At 71.4% G+C, this 19,117-nt stretch carries 12 protein-coding genes; 6 read left to right on the forward strand and 6 right to left on the reverse strand.

Annotated elements, in window-relative coordinates:
- Positions 1-14: 14 nt before the first annotated feature.
- Together AB0L34_RS05170 and AB0L34_RS05175 are read left to right on the forward strand one after the other, a co-directional pair.
- Complete coding sequence (locus AB0L34_RS05170; protein ID WP_363702005.1) at positions 15-6,641, forward strand: RHS repeat-associated core domain-containing protein; 6,627 nt, start codon at positions 15-17, stop codon at positions 6,639-6,641.
- A gap of 7 nt (positions 6,642-6,648) precedes the next feature.
- The gene (locus tag AB0L34_RS05175) at positions 6,649-7,146 is read left to right on the forward strand and encodes an SUKH-3 domain-containing protein (protein WP_363702007.1); all 498 of its coding nucleotides are present in this window, start codon (positions 6,649-6,651) and stop codon (positions 7,144-7,146) included.
- Positions 7,147-7,194: 48 nt separating this feature from the next.
- Here AB0L34_RS05175 and AB0L34_RS05180 read toward each other — a convergent pair whose 3' ends face one another.
- The 4 genes from AB0L34_RS05180 to sigJ all read right to left on the reverse strand — a co-directional run bounded on the left by AB0L34_RS05180 (position 7,195) and on the right by sigJ (position 11,967).
- Positions 7,195-9,087, reverse strand: a complete 1,893-nt coding sequence (locus AB0L34_RS05180; RefSeq protein ID WP_363702009.1) for a BTAD domain-containing putative transcriptional regulator — start codon at positions 9,085-9,087, stop codon at positions 7,195-7,197.
- A 3-nt stretch (positions 9,088-9,090) separates the two neighbouring features.
- Complete coding sequence (locus tag AB0L34_RS05185) at positions 9,091-9,678, reverse strand: hypothetical protein (protein ID WP_363702011.1); 588 nt, start codon at positions 9,676-9,678, stop codon at positions 9,091-9,093.
- Positions 9,679-9,711: 33 nt separating this feature from the next.
- Positions 9,712-10,737: a helix-turn-helix domain-containing protein gene (locus AB0L34_RS05190; protein ID WP_363702013.1), complete on the reverse strand. Its 1,026-nt coding sequence runs from the start codon at positions 10,735-10,737 to the stop codon at positions 9,712-9,714.
- A 312-nt stretch (positions 10,738-11,049) separates the two neighbouring features.
- On the reverse strand, positions 11,050-11,967 hold the full coding sequence (sigJ, locus tag AB0L34_RS05195) for an RNA polymerase sigma factor SigJ (protein WP_363702015.1): 918 nt from the start codon (positions 11,965-11,967) through the stop codon (positions 11,050-11,052).
- A gap of 196 nt (positions 11,968-12,163) precedes the next feature.
- On the opposite strand from sigJ, the gene AB0L34_RS05200 reads away from it, so the two are divergent.
- From AB0L34_RS05200 to AB0L34_RS05215, 4 genes are all read left to right on the forward strand, one after another.
- Positions 12,164-13,327 (forward strand): amidohydrolase family protein, encoded by a 1,164-nt coding sequence (locus AB0L34_RS05200; protein ID WP_363702017.1) that lies wholly within the window; start codon positions 12,164-12,166, stop codon positions 13,325-13,327.
- Positions 13,328-13,338: 11 nt separating this feature from the next.
- Positions 13,339-13,821 (forward strand): hypothetical protein, encoded by a 483-nt coding sequence (locus AB0L34_RS05205; RefSeq protein ID WP_363702019.1) that lies wholly within the window; start codon positions 13,339-13,341, stop codon positions 13,819-13,821.
- Positions 13,818-15,386 carry a multicopper oxidase domain-containing protein gene (locus tag AB0L34_RS05210; protein ID WP_363702021.1) on the forward strand — a complete coding sequence of 523 codons (1,569 nt, stop codon included), beginning with the start codon at positions 13,818-13,820 and terminating at the stop codon, positions 15,384-15,386. The genes AB0L34_RS05205 and AB0L34_RS05210 overlap by 4 nt, the downstream gene beginning before the upstream one ends.
- Positions 15,387-15,637: 251 nt before the next feature.
- Positions 15,638-17,818, forward strand: coding sequence for an MMPL family transporter (locus AB0L34_RS05215; protein ID WP_363702023.1), 2,181 nt, complete (start codon positions 15,638-15,640; stop codon positions 17,816-17,818).
- Between the two features lie 255 nt (positions 17,819-18,073).
- Here AB0L34_RS05215 and AB0L34_RS05220 read toward each other — a convergent pair whose 3' ends face one another.
- A complete protein-coding gene (locus tag AB0L34_RS05220) occupies positions 18,074-18,628 on the reverse strand; it encodes a hypothetical protein (RefSeq protein ID WP_363702025.1) in 555 nt (184 codons plus the stop codon).
- 10 nt (positions 18,629-18,638) lie between these two features.
- Positions 18,639-19,052 carry a VOC family protein gene (locus AB0L34_RS05225; RefSeq protein WP_363702027.1) on the reverse strand — a complete coding sequence of 138 codons (414 nt, stop codon included), beginning with the start codon at positions 19,050-19,052 and terminating at the stop codon, positions 18,639-18,641.
- Positions 19,053-19,117 lie beyond the last annotated feature (65 nt).

The following is a 19,117-nucleotide window of genomic DNA, read 5'->3' on the forward strand; positions in this document are numbered from 1 at the left end:
AAGGAACGACGGCTATGCGCAACCGCTCGACCCGGTGGTTGGCGGCGGGCCTCGCCGCCGTCCTGGTGACGACGCTGGCGGCGGTGCCGCCGCCGGCGGCCTCGGCGGTGGCGGTGACGCTGCCCACCGCGCCGCAGCAGGAGCCGGTGGTGCCGGTGAAACCGGTGGCGGTCAAGGACGACCCGCTGCCCACCATGACCGTGGCGGCAACCGCCCCGGCGCCGGTGTGGCCGGCTGCGGGGGCCGCCGAGGTACGGCTCGCGGCGAGGACCGCGCCCGCCGGCAGGCTGCCGGTGCGGCTGGCGCGGGGCACGGCGTCGACCGGGCCCGCGGCACCGGCCGCGGTCCGGGTGGAGATGCGCGACCAGGCGGCGGCGCGGCGCGCCGGCGTGGCGGGCGTGGTGTTCGACCTGCGTCGCGCCGACGGGTCCGACTCCGCCGGGCCGGTCACGCTCACCGTCGACTACAGCGCCTTCCGGTACGCGTACGGCGGTGACTGGGCGAGCCGCCTGCGGCTGGTGCGCCTGGCCGACCGGTCGGCCGTGCCGAGCCGCAACGACCACCGGGCCGGGACACTGAGCGCACAGGTCGACGTCGGCGGGGACAGCACGGCGTACGCGGTCACCGCGGGCGCGTCCGGCGCGGCGGGCAGCTACGCCGCCACGTCGCTGGCCCTGTCGGGCACGTGGCAGGTGTCGACGCACACCGGCGACTTCAGCTGGAGCTACCCGCTGCGGATGCCGGAGACGCCCGGCGGGCTGGCTCCGCAGCTGTCGCTGGCGTACTCGTCCGGGGCGATCGACGGCCGCACGGCGGCCACCAACAACCAGCCGTCCTGGGCCGGCGACGGGTTCGACATGTGGTCCGGTTACATCGAGCGGTCCTACCGCGGATGCGCCGACGACCTCGGCGGCAACAACGGCCAGCAGGCCACCGGCGACCAGTGCTGGTTCAACCAGAACGCCACGCTCTCGCTCGCCGGCCACTCCGGGCAACTGGTGCCCGCCGGCACCAACGTCTGGCGGCTCAAGCAGGACGACGGCTCGCGCATCGAGCTGCTGGCCGACCCGACGAGGGCGAACGGCGACGCCGACGGCGAACACTGGAAGGTCACCACCCGCGAGGGCACCCGGTACTTCTTCGGTGTGAACCGGTTGCCGGGCTGGACCGCGGGCAAGCCCGAGACCAACTCCGTGCAGACCGTGCCGGTGTTCGGCAACCACACGAACGAGCCGTGCCACGCCGCCACGTTCGCCGAGTCGTCGTGCGCCCAGGCGTACCGGTGGAACCTGGACCACGTCGTCGACCCGCGCGGCAACACGATCACCTACTGGTACGAGAAGGAGAAGAACTCCTACGGCGCGAACCAGGGCCGGCGGACGGTCGAGTACGACCGTGGCATCCTCCTGCGCCGGGCGGAGTACGGCACCCGGCTCGGCAACGAGCTCGCCGGCACCCCGCCGGCGAAGGTGGTCTTCGGCACCGCGCCCCGGTGCGCCCCCGGCAAGAACTGCGGGCTGGAGAACAGCGACAGCTACCCGGACGTCCCCTTCGACCAGAAGTGCGCGACCGGGTGCACGACCCAGTCCCCGACGTTCTGGACCACCCAGCGGCTGGCGAGCGTCACCACCTACGTCGGCGGCGAGGACGTCGACCGGTGGACGTTCACCCACAGCTTTCCGGCCACGGGGGACAGCGGCGGCGGAGCCGGGCCGGCGTTGTGGCTGGAGCGCATCGGCCACTCGGGGGTCTACCAGGGTGCCGACACCCCGACGCCCGAGGTGACGTTCCGCGGGCAGGCGTTCGACAACCGCGTGAACTCCGGGTCCGACGGCCTGCCGCCGCTGTCGAAGTTCCGGCTGGCCGGGGTGTACAACGAGTACGGCGGGGTGGTGAGCGTCAACTACGCCCCGACCGAGTGCACCGCGGCCGCCCTGCCCAGACCGGAGGGCAACACGCTGCGCTGCTTCCCCGTCCAGTGGCAGCCGGACGGCGGGGTGGAGTTCACCGACTGGATGCACAAGTACGTCGTGGAGAGCGTGACCCAGACCGACCGGGTGGGCGGCGGCCCGGCCGAGGTCATGGCGTACCAGTACCTCGGCGGCGGCGCCTGGCGTTACAACGACAACGAGCTGGTCGTGGCCAAGAGGCGCACCTGGTCGGAGTGGCGCGGCTACGGCAGGGTCGTGGTGCGCCACGGCGACGGCGGCGGGGTGCGTTCCGTCTCGGGGTACCGGTACTTCCGCGGCATGGAGGGGCCGGCCGTGCCGGACAGCCAGGGCGGCTCCGCGGCCGACGACAACCAGCTCAGCGGGCAGCTGCGCGAACGGACCATCTACGACGGCGACGGCGGCGCGGTCGTCAGCACGACGATCAACGACGTCTGGCAACGCGAGACCGCCGCGTCCGGGAACCTGCGGGCGCACCAGGTGGACGTCAAGGCGGTCCGCGAGTACACCGCGCTGTCGGGCGGCGGCTGGCGCCGCACGCGGGTCGACCGGGAGTACACCGACGACGGCCTCGTCGCCCGGGTCGACGACCAGGGCGACCTCGCGGTCGCCGGCGACGAGGAGTGCACGCGCACCTGGTACGACGGCTTCCGCCCCGCGCGCACCGAGACCGTCGCCGTCGCGTGCGCGGCCACGCCGGCGTACCCGCGGGACATCGTCTCGGACACGAAGACCAGCTACGACGCCGCGGGTAACCCCGAGAAGGCCGAGCAGGTCTCCGACTACGTGGACGGAAAGCCGGTCTACGTCGTCACCAACCGGGCCACCTTCGACGGGTACGGCCGTCCGAGGGAGACCTGGGACGCGCTGGGCCGGAAGACGACCACCACGTACACCGAGACCGCCGGCCTGACGACGAAGATCACCGTCACCAACGAGCTCGACCCGACGACGACGGCCGACGACCACACCACGACGACCGAGCTGTCGCCGGCCTGGGGCGAGCCGCTGACGACCGTCGACCCTGGCGGGCGCCGCACCGACGTTCGCTACGACCCGCTCGGCCGCGTCGTCGGCGTCTGGCTGCCCGGCCGCAACGCGGACATCGGCGAAGGGCCGAACCTGCGGTACCGGTACTTCCTGCGCCGCGACGGCGCCAGCGCGGTGGCCACCGACTCCCTGCGGGCGAACGGAAACTACCTCACCAGCTACGCGCTCTACGACGGCTTCCTGCGCCCCCGGCAGACCCAGTCTCCGGCCTGGGGCGAGGGCGGCGTCGTCGATGGCAGGGTCGTCACCGACACCGGCTACGACTCCCGCGGCCTGGCCGTCACCACCAACTCCGGGTACTACGCCGAAGGCGCGGCCGGCACCACGCTGGTGGAGGCCGCCGACAACAACGTTCCCTCCCAGAACGTCATCATCTACGACGGTGTCGGGCGGCCCACTCAGGCGATCCTGAAGTCGTTCGGCGAGGAGAAGTGGCACGGCACGATCACGTACCACGGCGACCGCACCGACCAGACGCCACCGGCGGGCGGCACGGCGACCACGACGTACGTCGACGCGGACGGCAAGACCACCGCGCTGTACCAGTACCACGGGCCGAGCCCGCAGGGTCCGGCCGACGTCACCCGGTACACCTACACCAACACCGGGCAGCTCGCCACGGTCACCGACCCGGACGGGCGCCAGTGGCGGTACGAGTACGACCTGCTCGGCCGCCGCACCGCGACGCACGACCCCGACACCGGCACGTCCCGGGCCACGTTCGACCCGGCGGGGCAGCTGACGACGGCCACCAACGCGGAGGGCGAGACGCTCGCCTTCAGTTACGACACACTCGGCCGTAGGACCGAGGAACGCGCCGGCTCCCAGACCGGCCCCCTGCGCGCGACGTGGACGTACGACACCATGCGCAAGGGCCTGCTGACCTCCAGCACCCGGACCGACAACGGCCACGACTACACCGTGAAGGTGGCCGGCTACGACCCCGCGAACCGGCCGACGGGCACCATCGTGACGATCCCCCAGGCGGAGGGGGATCTCGCCGGCACCTACCAGACCAACCTCACCTACCGCGTTGACGGCAGCATCGCCACCACCGAGCTACCCAGGGCCGGTGACCTGGTCAAGGAGACGCTGACCGTCAGGTACGACGACCTGGGCCTGCCGAGGTCGACCACCAGCGAGCTGGGCACGTACGTCAACGACACCCGGTACACCCGCTTCGGCGAGCCGGGGCAGCTGGCGATCGGTTCGGCAGGGGCGCGGGCCTGGAGCACCCACTTCTACGACTACGCCACCCGCCGGTCGACGCGGCACCTCGTGGAGCGGGAAGCGGCCAGCGGCGTCAAGGTCAACGACCTGCGATACACCTACGACCCGGCCGGCAACATGACCAGGATCGAGGACGTGCCGTCGAGCGAGGCGACCGACCGCCAGTGCTTCGACTACGACCACCTCCGCCGGATGGTCGAGGCGTGGACGACCGCGGCCGACTGCGTACTCGGCACCGTCGGCGGCGACGACCCGTACTGGACGTCGTACCGCTACGACGCCAGCGGCAACCGCACCGAGCTGCGCAAACACGGACTCGCCGGCGCCGCGGACACCGTCAGCAGCTACGAGTACAACGAGGCCAGCCACGCCCTCGAATCCGTCACCACCACCGGCCCGACCGGATCCAGGGCGGACACGTTCGCCTACGACAAGGCCGGGAACACCGTCACCCGGAACCTGAACGGCTCGGCGCAGACCCTGGACTGGGACCCGAGCGGGCGGCTGGCCTCGGCACGCTCGGCGGACGGCAAGGACACCAGCATCGTCTACGACGCCGACGGCAGCCGGCTGCTGCGCCGCGACCCGACCGCCATCACCCTGTACCTCGGCGGCCAGGAGATCCGGCTCGACCGCGCCACCGGCGTCAAGACCGGGACCCGCTTCTACTCCCACGCCGGCGCGCCGATCGGGGTACGCACGGCAGCGGGCGCCCACTGGCAGGTCGCCGACCACCACGGCACCACCATGACCACGCTGAAGGCCGACACCCTGGCGGTCACCCGGCGTCAGTTCCTGCCGTTCGGCGAGGTACGCGGAACCGCGCCCACCACCTGGCCCGACGAGCACGAGTTCGTGGGCGGGACGCGCGACGCCTCCCTCGGACTGGTCCAACTCGGCGCCCGTGCGTACGATCCGGCGCTCGGCCGGTTCATCTCGGTCGACCCGGTCATCGACCCGAGCGACCCGCAACAGCTCAACGGATACGCGTACGCGAACAACAACCCGGCGAGCATGAGCGACCCGGACGGCCTCAAGTACTTCGTCGAGGCCGACGGCTCGGTGTACATCCCGTCGCTGCGATACGCGACCAAGCAGCAGATCAAGCGGGCGGCGACCAAGGCCGCGAAGTTCGCCCGCAACAACAAGAAGATCAAGCAGATCCAGGACGCCGCGTTCAAGGCCAGCGGCCACACCCGCGAGGAGTACGAGGAAGCCAAGCGGATCCAGAACAAGAGCCTCTTCGACGTCGTCATCGAAGCCGGCGGCGAGATCCTGCAGGAGGTCCTCGGCATCAACGACATCAAAGCCTGCTTCGGCGGCGGCAGCCTCGGCGCCTGCATCTCCATGCTCATCGGCATCATCCCCTGGAGCAAGCTGCACCGCGTCGGCGAACTCATCGGCGCGGTGAAGAAGGCGTGGCACGCGGTCACCAACTTCGGCAGGATGAAAGCCTGGGCGAACAGCGTCATCAGCGCCGTACAGAAGCAGTCCAAGGCGGTGCTCGACTGGATCCGCAACGCGCCCAGGGGACCCGCCGGCTGCCTCCACAGCTTCCGCGCGAACACGAAAGTCCGGCTGGCGGACGGTGAACGCAGGCCGATCAGCCAGGTGAAACTCGGCGACAGGGTGCTCGCCACCGACCCGGTGACGGGACGGACCACCGCCCAGCGGGTCACCGCGCTGCACACCAACCGCGACACCGACCTGACCGACGTCACCGTGACGGTGCGCGACAAGCGCGCGCCGGCGAAGCGGACCTCCGGCCCGCGCCTGGCACTGGCCGGGCTCGCCGCGGCGGGCGCGCTCGCCGCGGGCACGACCGTCCTGCACACCACCGACCACCACCCGTTCTGGGACCAGACGGCCAAGGCGTGGGTGAACGCCGCCGAGCTGACGGTCGGGCACGAGCTGCGCACCACCGACGGCCGGGTGGCGACAGTTACCGGTGTCCGTTCGTACACGGGCGCCCAGACCATGTACGACCTCACGGTCGACGCCGTCCACACGTACCATGTGATGGCCGGCGACACCCCGGTCCTCGTCCACAACTGCAACCCGTCAGACGACCTTCTGGAAGTGGCGGATGATGCGGAGATCAGGGGAGCGGACTTCGCCGCTGAATACAAGTCGCCGAGTGGGGCTACGTACCGGGCACACAACAAGTCCAAGACCAATATCCCGGATGGCATGAGAGACGAGCTTTCCGAATTCGACCACCCGCACCTCGGCTGTGCCGAAACGCAGTGTCTGGCGGCGGCATACGCAGCAGAAAATCCAAACGCCATCCGTGGCGGCCACATGACGGTGGTGCACGTCAGTGACACCGGCAAGGGGGCGCACGGTGACCTTGCCCGTCCCTGCGGAGCTTGTGCCCGGGTCTTGAGAGGACTTTATATCAGTGTCAACTGACGGTGAGATGCTGGACTTCGCCTCGCTTCCCTCCTCAGTCATCGCTGCCCTTGAGGCGTCCGGATGGTTCTGGGGCCGGAAGGTCGACGTGGGTGAGATCGTCACCGACCTGGTCGCGGAAGGCTATCGGAGCAATCTGCCCGCGATCGCCTTCGTGGAGGCGCTTTCCGGCCTGGAGATAGCTCCGATCAACAGCGAGGGGCCAAATTTCACCAACGCGGAGCCACTGATCGTTGATCCGGGTGGAGTGGGGCGGAGGCATCGCTCTGAGGCGGCCGAAGTGGAATCGGTTGTCGAGGAGGACGTGTTTCCTGTGGCCTGGTGGTTGAGTCACTCGTACGTGTATGTAACGGCCTCGGCGAGGATGGTCGCCTTCTCTTCCGGCCTGATCTGGTTGCTCGGCGAGAGTCTGGAGCAGGGGCTCGACATGGCTGTACGGGCGCCGTCCGAACTTGTCTGCGTCGGATCCCGGGAAGGCCAGCCTAGATGGCCCACCCCGAGATGAACGCATCGAATCGGTTCCCGAGGTGGGATGGCGGCCAATGCCGCTCAGTCATTCCGAAGACGACTCGATGCATTTGCGGTGGTGGCCCAGCGCGTGGAGCGTCGCCGTTTCGTGCTCGGCCCCGGGATCGGTGTCCCTGGCGAGTTCGCCCGCGTAGGCGCGGAGCAGGTTGTGGAAGGCGTACCGGCCGGGGCGGTGCTCGACGAGCAGGTGCGCGCAGGTCAGTTCGGCGAGGATGACGCGCGCACGGCGAACGGTCAGCGCGGCGAGGCCGGCCGCGGCTGGCGTGGACGTGTCGGGGCCGGGGTGCAGGCCGAGGAGCCGGAACAGGCGCGCCCCGTCCGGCGTGAGGCTGCGGTAGGACCAGGAGAAGGACGCCCGCATGTTCATGGCGGTGCCGTCCGCGGTCAGGGCGTCCAGCCTGCCGGCGGGATCGCGCAGCGTCTCGGCCAGGGCGGCGAGTGAGAACGCCGGGTACGTGGCCGCCCGGGCGGCGACGATGGCCAGTGCCAGCGGTAGCCGTGCGCAGCGGGTGATGATCGCCTCGGTCGCCTTCGGCTCGGCGGCCACACGATCGGCGCCCAGCCGCGCGGCCAGCATCCGCCGTGCCTCCGCGTGGGGGAGCAGGCCGACCGTTATCGGGTGGGCGGCCTCGGCGGCGACCAGCCCGGCGAGCTGACTGCGGCTGGTCACCAGTGCGAGGTTGCCCGGCGTGCCGGGCAGCAACGGCCGGACCTGGTCCGCGTCGCGGGCGTTGTCCAGCAGGACGAGGATCCGCTTGCCGGCCAGAAGGCTGCGGTACATGCCGGTCTGCGCCTCGAGGGTGGGCGGGATGTGCTGCGGCGGAACACCGAGGGCGTGGAGGAACCCGCGAAGGGCCTCGCCGGTGTCCATGACCCGGCCGGAAGGGTCGAACCCGCGCAGGTTCACGTACAGCTGGCCGTCGGGGAAGTGGTCGGCTACCCGGTGCGCCCAGTGCAGGGCCAACGCGGTCTTGCCGACCCCGGCGGTGCCGATGACTGCCGCGATCACCACCTCCGCCGGCGGCGCGGAGCCGCTCCCCGTCAACAGGGCGTCGAGCCGCGCCAGCGTCTCGGCCCGGCCGGTGAAGTCGGTGACTCCCCGCGGGACCTGCCGGGGCACCGGGGCGGCCGCGAGCCACCGGTCGACGGGCTGGGCCGGCACGGCCTCGGTGGTCAGGATGTGTCGGTGCAGCTCACGCATGGATGGCTCAGGGTCGAGGCCGAGTTCGTCGGCGAGCATGCGGCGCAGCCGCTGGTACGCGTCGAGCGCATCGGACCGCCGCCCGGCCCGGAACAGCGCGGTCATCAGCTGGCCACACAGCCTCTCCCGAGTCGGGTACTGCCCGGCCAACTGGCGCAACTGCGGCACGAGTTCCTCGTGGCGCCCCTGAGCGAGATCCAGTTCGACGCGGCGTTCCACGGCGGTGAGGTAGCGCTCGACCAACCCGGGCGCCACGACCGTCGCCAGCCACGCCGAGCGCATCCCGTCGAAGGGAGCGCCACGCCACAGGGCCAGCGCCTCGTCCAGCCGCGCCCGCTCCACGACGGTGTCCGGGACCGCCGCCGCGGCATCGAGCAGCCGCCCGAACCGGATCGCGTCAACCTGCTCCGGGGCGGTCACGAGCAGGTATCCGCCCGGTACGGTGCGGATCAGGTCGGCCCCCAGAGCGGCCCGCAGCCGCGTGACGTAGACCTGCGCCGCGCGACGGGCGTGCTCGGGCAGGTCCTCATCCCAGATGGCGGCCGCCAGCCGGTCGATCGACACCGGCGCCCCCGCCGACAGGGCCAGCACCACCAGCAGGCTGCGCAGCCGGGGTGACGTCAGGGTGACCCGCCGCCCGTCCACCGATGCCTCGAGCGGCCCCAACACGCGAACCGCCAGCCCGGTGCCGCCGATCAGCGGCTCCACGTCGGACATCGCTCACCTTGCCGTGGCGGCGACGATCAGGGCCGCGCCCACCACGAGGTCGACCACAGCGCAGAACTCCGACCACGGCCGGCTCACCACCTTGCCGGCGGTGAAGTGGTACGCGTCCCAGACCCCGTGCGTCAGGAAACCGATACCGGCCAGCACGGCCCCCAGCTGCGGCTGAGCTGCTGCGCACAGCAACGTGAGCACACCGAAGCCCATCGCGCCGCCAGTCTGGATCGAAAATGTGCCGACGTCGGTGAACCGGCGGCGGGCCACCGCCCACCACCACAGCGGCACCAGGACGAACGCCATCCCCGTCGCCGGATCGAGCGGGAGCAGCTGCGACTGCCGCAGGACGTGCAGCACCGACACGACCGCGCTCAGCACGACGAAAGCCGGCCACGCCGCCGACGGACGACCGACCGCGTACGCCATCAGATAGATTCCCGCCATCGTGGCGACGGCGGGGCCGAACAGCTCCGCCTCGCGTCCCACGAGCGCTATCACGGTGATCGCGCCTGAGCCGCACACGATCGCCAACGCGGTCGGCCAACGATCGGTGAGCCTCGCCCGACGCGGCACCAGCCTCTCAGTCATGGCACCGATCGTCCGGGGCCGCGCCAGGGCCGGTCAGCAGCCGCGGTGGGTCGGGTCCGGATTCCTGTGAAGCGATGCCGATATCGTGGGTTCAGGTGTTCCGGACGACTGGCGGCTTCGCCGGTACTGCGACGGCGGAACGGCATACCGGTCGCGGAACGCCTGCCGCAGCGATTCGGTCGAGCCGAAGCCGGACCGCCGGGCCACCGCGGCCAGCGGCAGAGCGGTCGACGTCAGCAGGTGCGCCGCCGCCTCGGTCCGCGCCCGTCGCACGTACTGCGCGGGGGTCTCGTGCACGTAGGTGAGAAACAGCCGGGACAGGTGGCGTTCGCTGACCCCGGCGAGCCGTGCCAGTCTGCCGGTGCTGAGATCGTCGCCGAGGTGGCTCAGGATGTGGTTGGTCGCCCGGCGAACCACGAGATCGTCGGTGGTGTGCGGGGTCAGGAACATGCTCCGCTGCGTCTGGCCGCCCGGGCGCTGCAGATACGCGACCGTGCCCAGCGCGACGCCGCGCGCCAGTGCCACCCCGTGGTCTTCCTCGATGAACGCCAGGGTCAGATCCAGGGCGCTTGTGACGCCGCCGGAGGTCGCGATACTGCCGTCCCGAATGTAGATCGGATCCGGATCGACCTGCACGTCGGGATAGCGGTGCGCGAGCTGGTCGGCGTACATCCAGTGGGTGGTGGCGCGCCGGTTGGTGAGCAGACCGGCCTCCGCCAGCACCGTGGACCCCGTACAGACCGCCGCGACCCGGCGAGCGAGGGCGGCCAAGCGTCGGACGTGTCCGACCAGGGAGATGCTTCCGGCAGCCCGTTCGTGGCCGAGGCCACCGGAGACCAGCAGGGTGTCCAGCGGGGCGTTGAACCGCTCCACGGCGACATGGGCGTCCACCCGCAGCCCCGAGTCGCACGTGATGGGACGGCTGCCGGGTGTGGCGAGCAGGGGTCGGTAGGGTGGGTTGGCCCCGATGCGGTTGGCGAGGTGGAGACTGGACGTCACGCAGGCGACGTCCAGCAACTCCGCGCCGTCGTAGCCGACGACGACTACCCGTTCCTGCATGATCGAACTCCAGCGTCAAGCGCGCCTCACCACCTTGCCACGGTGGCCGCGCCAGGGCCAGGTCCTACCTGACGACCGGCGACGACGTTGCCGACGCCGCCGGTCGTGCGGGGCGCTCCGAGGGGCCGTGGACCTGGACCGCCTACGACGGCGCGGAAGGTGCCGGCCTGGCACCTGACCTGACAACGGACGTTGGCCAGAGGAAGGACTTGCAGCAGGGGCCGTTGCCGGCGACGACCCGGCGGACGTGTGGCAGATGCGTCCTCAACGGCCGCTCGTCGGCACGACCGGGCCGGCTCGCGTTGCGCTGCCTCATCCGCCGACCCGAGAGAGCTTGTCGGGGTTGGTGACGGAGAAGACCCGGCGCACCGCCTCCCGCTCGGGGTCGAGGTCGAGCACGAGGACCGCGAACGGGACATTGCGCTCGAACAGGATCGCGGCGGGATCGCCGTTGACCGGCCGGTAACGGATGTCGAGCCCGGCCGGAACGTTGGCGGCGACCGCGAGGAGCAGCCGTGCCACCTCGTCGCGCCCGTGCACCGGGTGCAGGCTGGTGGCGGGGCCCTTGCCGCCGCCGTCGGTCCACAGGGTGACGTCCGGGGCGAGGACGGCCAGCAGGCCGCGCAGGTCACCGCCGAGCGCGGCGGTGAGGAACCGCTCGGTCACCTGCCGCTGGAGTCGGGGATCGGGTTGGAACCGGGGGCGGCGCGCCTGCACATGCTCACGGGCCCGGTGGGCGAGTTGGCGCACCGCCGCCGGTGAGCGGCCGATGATGGTCGCGATCTCGGTGTGCGGGTAGCCGAACACCTCGTGCAGGACGAAGACGACCCGCTCCGCGGGAGTGAGGGTCTCCAGCACCACCAGCAGCGCCATCGACGAGGACTCGGCGCGCAGGACGGCGTCGCCCGCGTCGCCGTCCTCGGCGGGCAGGGTGGCGAGGGGCTCGGGCAGCCACTGGCCGACGTAGGACTCGCGGCGCCGGTCGAGGGCCGCGCGCTGGGCGAGGGCCTGGTTGACGGCGACCCGCGTCAGATAGGCGCGGGGGTTCTCGATCGACGCACCGTCGGTGTGGTTTCTTGCCGCCCAGGCCAGCCAGGTCTCCTGCAGCACATCCTCGGTGTCGGCGACGCTGCCCAGCATCGCGTAGACCACCGAGAACAGCAGCTCCCGGTGGGCGAGGAAGGTAGTCGTCGGGTCGGCGGTCGGCGCCGGCTGCACGTCGTCGGACACGGGTGTCACCTCCGGTCGGGTTCACCTCTGAGAGGGCACCGCCGTGCCGAAGTGTGACATCCCCGGTGGCGAAATGTGATTCATTCCGCAGCCGAGCACCACCGCTGTCACAGTTGGCGACGCGAGCGCCCTCCTGGTTGCCGAGTCAGGACGATCCCGTCCCGGCCGAGCCACTCCCACCGCCTTGGAGGCCGCAATGCGTACCGTGATCCGTGACGTCCGGGTGTTCGACGGGCAGCGCACCGTGGAACGAGCCGACGTGTTCATCGACGGCGACCGGATTGCCGAACCGGACGGCCGGCCGGCCGACGTGCAGGTCGACGGCGTCGGCCGGACCCTGCTGCCCGGCCTCATCGACGCCCACACCCACACCTTCGACGGCAGCCTCGCCCAGGCCCTGGCCGCCGGCGTCACCACCGAACTGGACATGTTCTGCCTGCCGGACAACCTGGCCCGCCAGCGCCGGCTGGCGGCCGACCGCGATGACGTGGCCGACCTGCGCAGCTGCGGCCTGCTCGCCACGGCTCCGGGCGGCCACCCGAGCCAACTGATGACCGGTCTCGACGCGCAGGCGATGGCGGCGCTCGGCGACGCCGCCGGCCCGTTCCCCACCGTCGCGACGGTGGCGGACGCCGAGCCGTTCGTCGCCGCCCGGGTCGCCGAGGGCGCCGACTACATCAAGATCGTTGTCGACGACGGGGCGATGCACGGCGCGGACCTTCCCGTGCTGACCCCCGACGTCGTGTCCGCCCTGGTCGAGGCGGCACACGCCGTCGGTCTGACAGTGCTCGCACACGCCATCACGACCCGGGAGGTGACCATCGCCCTCGACGCCGGTGTCGACGGGCTCGCGCACGTCTACGCCGACGCCGGGTCCAACGACCCGATCGGCTGGCGACTCGCGGAGCGGATCGCCGGCGACGGCGTCTTCGTGGTCACCACGCTCGCCTACTTCGAAGCGATCAGCCAGGGCGCCGCCCTGGACCACGTCGCCGCGGGCAGCGCCGCCAACGCGGTGCACGCCGCCGGCGTGCTGCACCGGGCCGGCGTCACGCTGCTGGCCGGCACGGATGCCACCCCGTTCGCCCCGCAGCACGGCACCGCCATGCACCGCGAGCTGGCGCTGCTCGTCAAGGCCGGACTGACCCAGACCGAGGCGCTGGCGGCGGCCACGAGCGTGTCGGCCCGGCACTTCGGGTTGACCGACCGGGGCCGCATCGCGCCCGGGCTCCGCGCCGACCTGCTGCTCGTCGACGGGGATCCGACCACCGACATCACCGCCGTCAGCGACATCGTCGACGTCTGGCGGCGCGGCGTACGCCAGAACCGGCAGCCGGCCGTCGTCGACGCCCAGAACTGAGGACGGGTGACGTGACGATCCTCGACCACCACGCGCCCACCCCCACCCCGGGGGCCGCACGCTCCCGGTCGTGGCTGCTCTTCCGCGCGATCACCACCTGCGTGGCCGTGTTGATCCTCGGCCAGGCCGCCCTCGCCGGCGGGTTCCTCTCCGGGCACTACGACGCCCTCGCCGCCCACGGCCTCAACGGAGGGCTGCTGGCGCTCGCCCTGTTGGCGCAGTGCATCACCGCCGTCGTCTGGTGGCGGTCCAGCAGGGGCCCGTCCTGGCCGGTGCGGACCAGCCTGATCCAACTCCTGATCGCCGGCGCGCTGATCCCCCTCGGCGAGCAGCGGGTCCTGACCGTCCATGTTCCCCTCGCCGTCGGACTCACCGTGGGCGTGGCGCTGCTGCTCGTCAGGTCATGGGGCGCGGCACCCACCCGTCCCCCGCGGACGGCGACCGGCACGCCGACCCGACGGACGCCGGACCTGACCACGGAGGAGGCCGCATGAGTCCACGAATCACCCGCCGTCGACTGCTCGGCACGGGCGCGGCCGCCGTGGCGGCGGCCGCCGGCGGTGGCTGGCTCGCCCGCAGCGGGCTGCTCGGCCCCGGCGAACCGGGCCGGCTGCTGCCGAGCCAGGTGCCGCTGCCCCGGCCGTACCAGGTGCCGTTGCCCGTTCCTCCGGTGCTCGCGCCGGTACGCTCCGACGCCACGACGGATTACCACGAGATCACCCAACGGCCGGTCACGCTGAGCATCCTGCCCGGGTTGCCCACCGAGGCGTGGACGTACCACGGCAGCTTCCCCGGCCCCACGATCCGCTCCCGCACCGGTCGGCGCACCGTCGTCCGGCACCGCAACACTTTGCCCCACCCGACCGTGGTCCACCTGCACGGCGGACACACCCCCGCCGACAGCGACGGCTACCCCGCGGACCTCATCATGCCGGCCGGAGGAAGCACCCCAGCGCACGTCGGCCACCACGCCGGCCACCATGGCGGCCACGAACCGGGGCGGATCAGCGTCGGCGAGCGGGACTACACGTACCCGATGCGGCAGCGGGCCGCGTCGCTCTGGTACCACGACCATCGGCACGGGCACACCGGCGTGGCGGTCTGGCGCGGGCTGGCCGGCTTCCACCTCGTGCACGACGACGAGGAGGACGCGCTGCGGTTACCCGCCGGCGACCGCGACATCCCGATCATGATCGCCGACCGGTCGTTCGCCGCGGACGGTTCGCTGCGCTACCCGCTGATCGACCCGGACCTGCGCAGCCCCGGCGTCACCGATCCGTACATGAACGGCGTGCTCGGCGACGTCATCCTCGTCAACGGCGCACCCTGGCCGGTGCTGCGGACCGACCGGGCCCGGTACCGGCTGAGGCTGCTCAACGCCTCCAACGCCCGGCGGTACCGGCTGGCACTCGACCCGCCGGCCCCTGACGGCGGCCTGGTGCAGATCGGCGGCGACGGTGGTCTGCTGCACCGCCCGTTGACCCACCACACCATCGACATCGCACCCGCCGAACGCTTCGACGTGGTCATCGACTTCTCTCGCTACCGTCCCGGCACCCGCGTACGGCTGGTGAACCGCCTCGGCACCGGCCACACGGCCCACGTGATGGCCTTCGACATCACCGGCGCGACCCACGACGAGCCGGGCCTGCCCGAGCGACTCAGCCACATCGAGCCCCTCGACCCGGCCCGCGCCGCAGTGACGCGGACGTTCCACTTCCAGCTGCGCCCCGACCACGGATGGACCATCAACGGCCAGCCCTACCGACCCGGCCGCCCGCTGGCCCGGCCGCGCCTCGGCACCACCGAGGTCTGGCGACTGATCAGCGACTTCCACCACCCGGTACACGTGCACCTCGACCCGTTCCAGGTGATCAGCCGCAACAACCGGGCACCCGGCCCGTACGACGCCGGCTGGAAGGACACCGTCGACGTACGCCCGTCCGAAGCGGTCGAGATCGCCATCCGGTTCACCGACTACGCCGGGACCTTCATGCTGCACTGCCACAACCTCGAACACGAGGACATGGCCATGATGGCCGACTTCACCACCACCTGACCACGCCCGTTGCCACCCCGTACCCGGCTGGCTGAGTCAAGACCGCCCTGGCGGCACACCGGGCCCATCAGGCTCGTGACCGTATCCGTGACGGGCAGATCCATGTGAAATCTGCGGGGTGTCGATCCGGATGTGCGCCCGCCACAACCCCGGGCGGGCCGCCAGACCCGCGAGGACGGGCCCGCGCGCAACCACCCCGTGGTGAAACGCGCCGACCGACTCCCCTTGCTGATCCGACCTGGAAAGAGAGCATGACCCTCACCGAAGAGATCGCCCAGGCCGCACCGCACTCACGCGGCCGGCCGGGCGTGTTCGCGCGCGTCGCCAGCTTCTCCCACCGCCGCCGCTGGCTCGCCCTGCTGCTCTGGCTCGCCGTGATGATCGGCGTCTGGACCTCGGCCGTCATGGCCGGCAACGACTACCGTGAGGACTTCTCCCTACCCGGCACCGAGTCCCAGGCCGCCGCCGACCTGCTGGCGGCCAGCGGCGCGGCCCGTGCCGGGGACACCATGGAGATCGTCCTGCACGCCAGGGACGGACTGCGCGACCCCGCCGTCCGGCAGCGCGTCGAGACGATGCTGGCCGAGGTCGCCGAGCAGCCCAACGTCGCGCAGGTACGCAGCCTCTACGAGGATGCGGCCGCCATCGCGCCCGACGGCACCATCGGTTACGCCACGGTGATGCTCGACGTGCCCGCCAAGGACATGGAGAAGGAGGACGCCGAGCGCGTCTACGACGTGACCCAGGAGGCGGCCGGCGACGGCCTCCAGGTCGAACTGGGCGGCGCGCCGGCCCGGCTGCTCGGGCAGAGCTCGGGCGGCGCGGCCGAAGGCGCGGGGCTGCTCGCGGCGCTGGTGATCCTGGTCTTCATGTTCGGCACCGTCATCGCCGCCGGGCTGCCGATCATCACGGCCGTCTTCGCCGTGGGCTCCACTCTCGGCATCATCATCCTCGCCTCGCACCTGTTCACCATCGCCGCCTACACCCCGTACGTGATGATGCTGGTCGGCCTCGGCGTCGGCATCGACTACGCGTTGCTGATCTTCGCCCGCTACCGGGCCGAACTGGTCGAGGGCGCCACCCCCGAGCGGGCCACAATAGACGCCCTCGACGCCGCCGGCCGGTCCGTGTTCTTCGCCGGCTGCACCGTCATCCTCGCCCTGCTGGGCCTGGTCGCCCTCGGTCTCGGCTCGCTCAAGGGCATGGCCCTGTCCGTGGCGCTGACCGTGCTGGTCACCATGGCCGCCTCGCTGACCCTGTTGCCCGCGCTGCTGGGCATCTTCGGCGCGCGCTTCGCCCGCCAGTTCACCGCCCGCGCCGCCAGGCGCGAGGCGAAGGGCAAGGCGCCCGAGGGCACGCTCTGGCGCACGCTTGCCGCCGCCGTCCAGCGCCGTCCGCTCACCGCCATGCTGGTGGCCGTGGTCGCGCTCGGCGCCCTGTGCCTGCCGGCGTTCACCATGCGGCTGGGCTTCGCCGACGCGGGCAGCGACAACCCCGACAGCACGAGCCGCCAGGCGTACGACCTGCTCTCCGAAGGCTTCGGCCCCGGCTTTAACGGGCCGCTGATCGTGGTCGTCGACGACACACCGCGCGGCAGCGCCGCCGGCGCCGCCGAGGCGGCGAGCAACGCCCTGGCCGACACCCCCGGCATCCAGGCCGTCTCCCCGGCCATGCCGACCAAGAACCCCGGCGTCGCCACGATAATCACGTTCCCGGAGTCGTCGCCGCAGGACCAGGACACCTCCGCGCTCGTCGCGCACCTGCGCGACGACGTACTGCCCGGCGTCTCCGAACTCACCGGCGCCAGCTACCTGGTCGGTGGTTCGACCGCGGCCGCCGAGGACTACTCCGCCAAGGTCACCGACCGGATGCCGCTGTTCATGGCTATCGTCGTCGGACTGTCCGTCATCCTGCTGATGGCCGTGTTCCGTTCGGTCCTGATCCCACTCAAGGCGGCGCTGCTCAACCTGCTCAGCATCGGCGCGGCGCTCGGCGCGATCACCCTGGTCTTCCAGGAGGGCTGGTTCGGCGTTGAGCCCGGCCCGATCGAGGCGTACCTGCCGGTGATGATCTTCGCGGTCGTCTTCGGTCTCTCCATGGACTACGAGATCTTCCTGGTCTCCCGGATCCACGAGGAGTGGGTGCGCACCAGGGACCATGCACTCGCCGTCCGTCAGGGCCTCGGCCACACCGGCTCGGTCATCAGCGCCGCCGGCGCCATCATGATCGTCGTCTTCGGCGCCTTCATGCTCAGCCCGGAGCGGCTGCTCCAGCAGACCGGCTTCGGCATGGCGGTGGCCATCTTCGTGGACGCGGTCATCATCCGCTGCCTGATCGTGCCCGCCGCGATGCAGCTGATGGGCCGGCGCGCCTGGTGGATGCCTGAGCCGCTGGCGAGGCTGCTGCCGAGGGTGGAGTTGGAAAAGCACTGACGTCCGCGTGAACGGCGCGTCGGCCGGGTGGGGACACCGGCCGACGCCGTTCTCCGGTATCCCTGTTGCCCGTTCAGACCGCCGGCGGCGCGTCGCCGTCCACCGCACACGCGTGCTTCGGCAGGGCTACGCGTCACCGGTTCGACATTCACGTCTACGCGCTCACACAGCCTGAACTCGACGAACTCGGGCTCTCGCCCGAAGCCCGGAAGCGAGACCACGTGCGATCCGGCGCGGGCCCGGTCGAGCAGGCCGTCAGACCCGCTCGGCAGCGGTGGCGATCCGCTCGGCGGCGGCGATCCGCTCGACCCGGGCCCGCAACGCCCGCTGCAGCAGGACCGGGTACACGTGCAGCAACCCGGTGAGGACCGCGAGCCATCCCGCCGCGCCCCGAGCCCCCAGCAGCAGGGCAAACCCGGCCAGACCCACCCCGATCAAGGCGAGCACCAGGTGGGCGAACTCGGAGCGACGGGTGTCGCGCGCCAGCGCCGCAAGACCGGACCGGCTGCCGTCGAAGGCACGCTGGTTGCGGATGACCCGCTCCCAGCCCAGCAGGCGCAGCAGGCGTGCGTACCACCAGACGCCGAGCCGTCGGTGGAGAGCAGGCTCCCAGGGCCGAGCCCGCCAGTAACCGCCCGACAGCGCAGGCTGCGCGTGCTGCATCCACCCGGCGATCCAGGCAGTCAGCGCGAAGTGCACGACCCAGGCGAACGCGAACCCGTAGCCGAGGAGGGTCCCGGTGGCCGCGCCGGCACCGATCACGGCCGCCGCCCCCAGCAGCAGGACCGCTCGACGGTTGCGGGGTCCCACCCCGGCGAGCCTACTGGTCGCGCTTGGGCCAGACGGGGCCCTGATCGGTCCAGACGACACCCTTGTTGCGGCAGAGGCAGAAGGGGTGGCCAATGGGGTCGGCGTAGACGCGGAAGCCGTAGCCGTCGGGGCCGGTGCAGTCCCGCTGCAGGGTCGCGCCGAGGGCCAGGACGCGGCGCTGTTCGGCCTCGATGTCGTCGACTTCGAAGTCGAGGTGGAACTGCTTGGGGTGCTCGCTGTCGGGCCACTGCGGGGCGCGGTAGTCCTCCACCTGGATGAAGGCCAGTTCGATCTCGCCGAACTGGATACCGGCCCAGTTCTCGTTACTGCTCTCCTTGACCGGGAGCCCCGTCACCCCGGAGTAGAAGGCTGCCAGCTTCATCGTGTCCGGGCAATCGATGATGAAGTCGGTTAGTCGTAGCATCCCGCGATCCTGCCACAAGATCAAATGAGTCGGACCTCGAGACAGGCCCTGGCCCAGATGCCCGT

Source organism: Micromonospora sp. NPDC052213 (genome assembly GCF_040679695.1).
GTDB lineage: Bacteria > Actinomycetota > Actinomycetes > Mycobacteriales > Micromonosporaceae > Micromonospora.

Coding starts and splice junctions, on each gene's coding strand:
- AB0L34_RS05170 (WP_363702005.1), top strand. CDS start 15: ATGCGCAACCGCTCGACCCGGTGGTTGGCGGCGGGCCTCGCCGCCGTC.
- AB0L34_RS05175 (WP_363702007.1), top strand. CDS start 6,649: ATGCTGGACTTCGCCTCGCTTCCCTCCTCAGTCATCGCTGCCCTTGAG.
- AB0L34_RS05180 (WP_363702009.1), bottom strand. CDS start 9,087: ATGTCCGACGTGGAGCCGCTGATCGGCGGCACCGGGCTGGCGGTTCGC.
- AB0L34_RS05185 (WP_363702011.1), bottom strand. CDS start 9,678: ATGACTGAGAGGCTGGTGCCGCGTCGGGCGAGGCTCACCGATCGTTGG.
- AB0L34_RS05190 (WP_363702013.1), bottom strand. CDS start 10,737: ATGCAGGAACGGGTAGTCGTCGTCGGCTACGACGGCGCGGAGTTGCTG.
- AB0L34_RS05200 (WP_363702017.1), top strand. CDS start 12,164: ATGCGTACCGTGATCCGTGACGTCCGGGTGTTCGACGGGCAGCGCACC.
- AB0L34_RS05210 (WP_363702021.1), top strand. CDS start 13,818: ATGAGTCCACGAATCACCCGCCGTCGACTGCTCGGCACGGGCGCGGCC.
- AB0L34_RS05215 (WP_363702023.1), top strand. CDS start 15,638: ATGACCCTCACCGAAGAGATCGCCCAGGCCGCACCGCACTCACGCGGC.
- AB0L34_RS05225 (WP_363702027.1), bottom strand. CDS start 19,052: ATGCTACGACTAACCGACTTCATCATCGATTGCCCGGACACGATGAAG.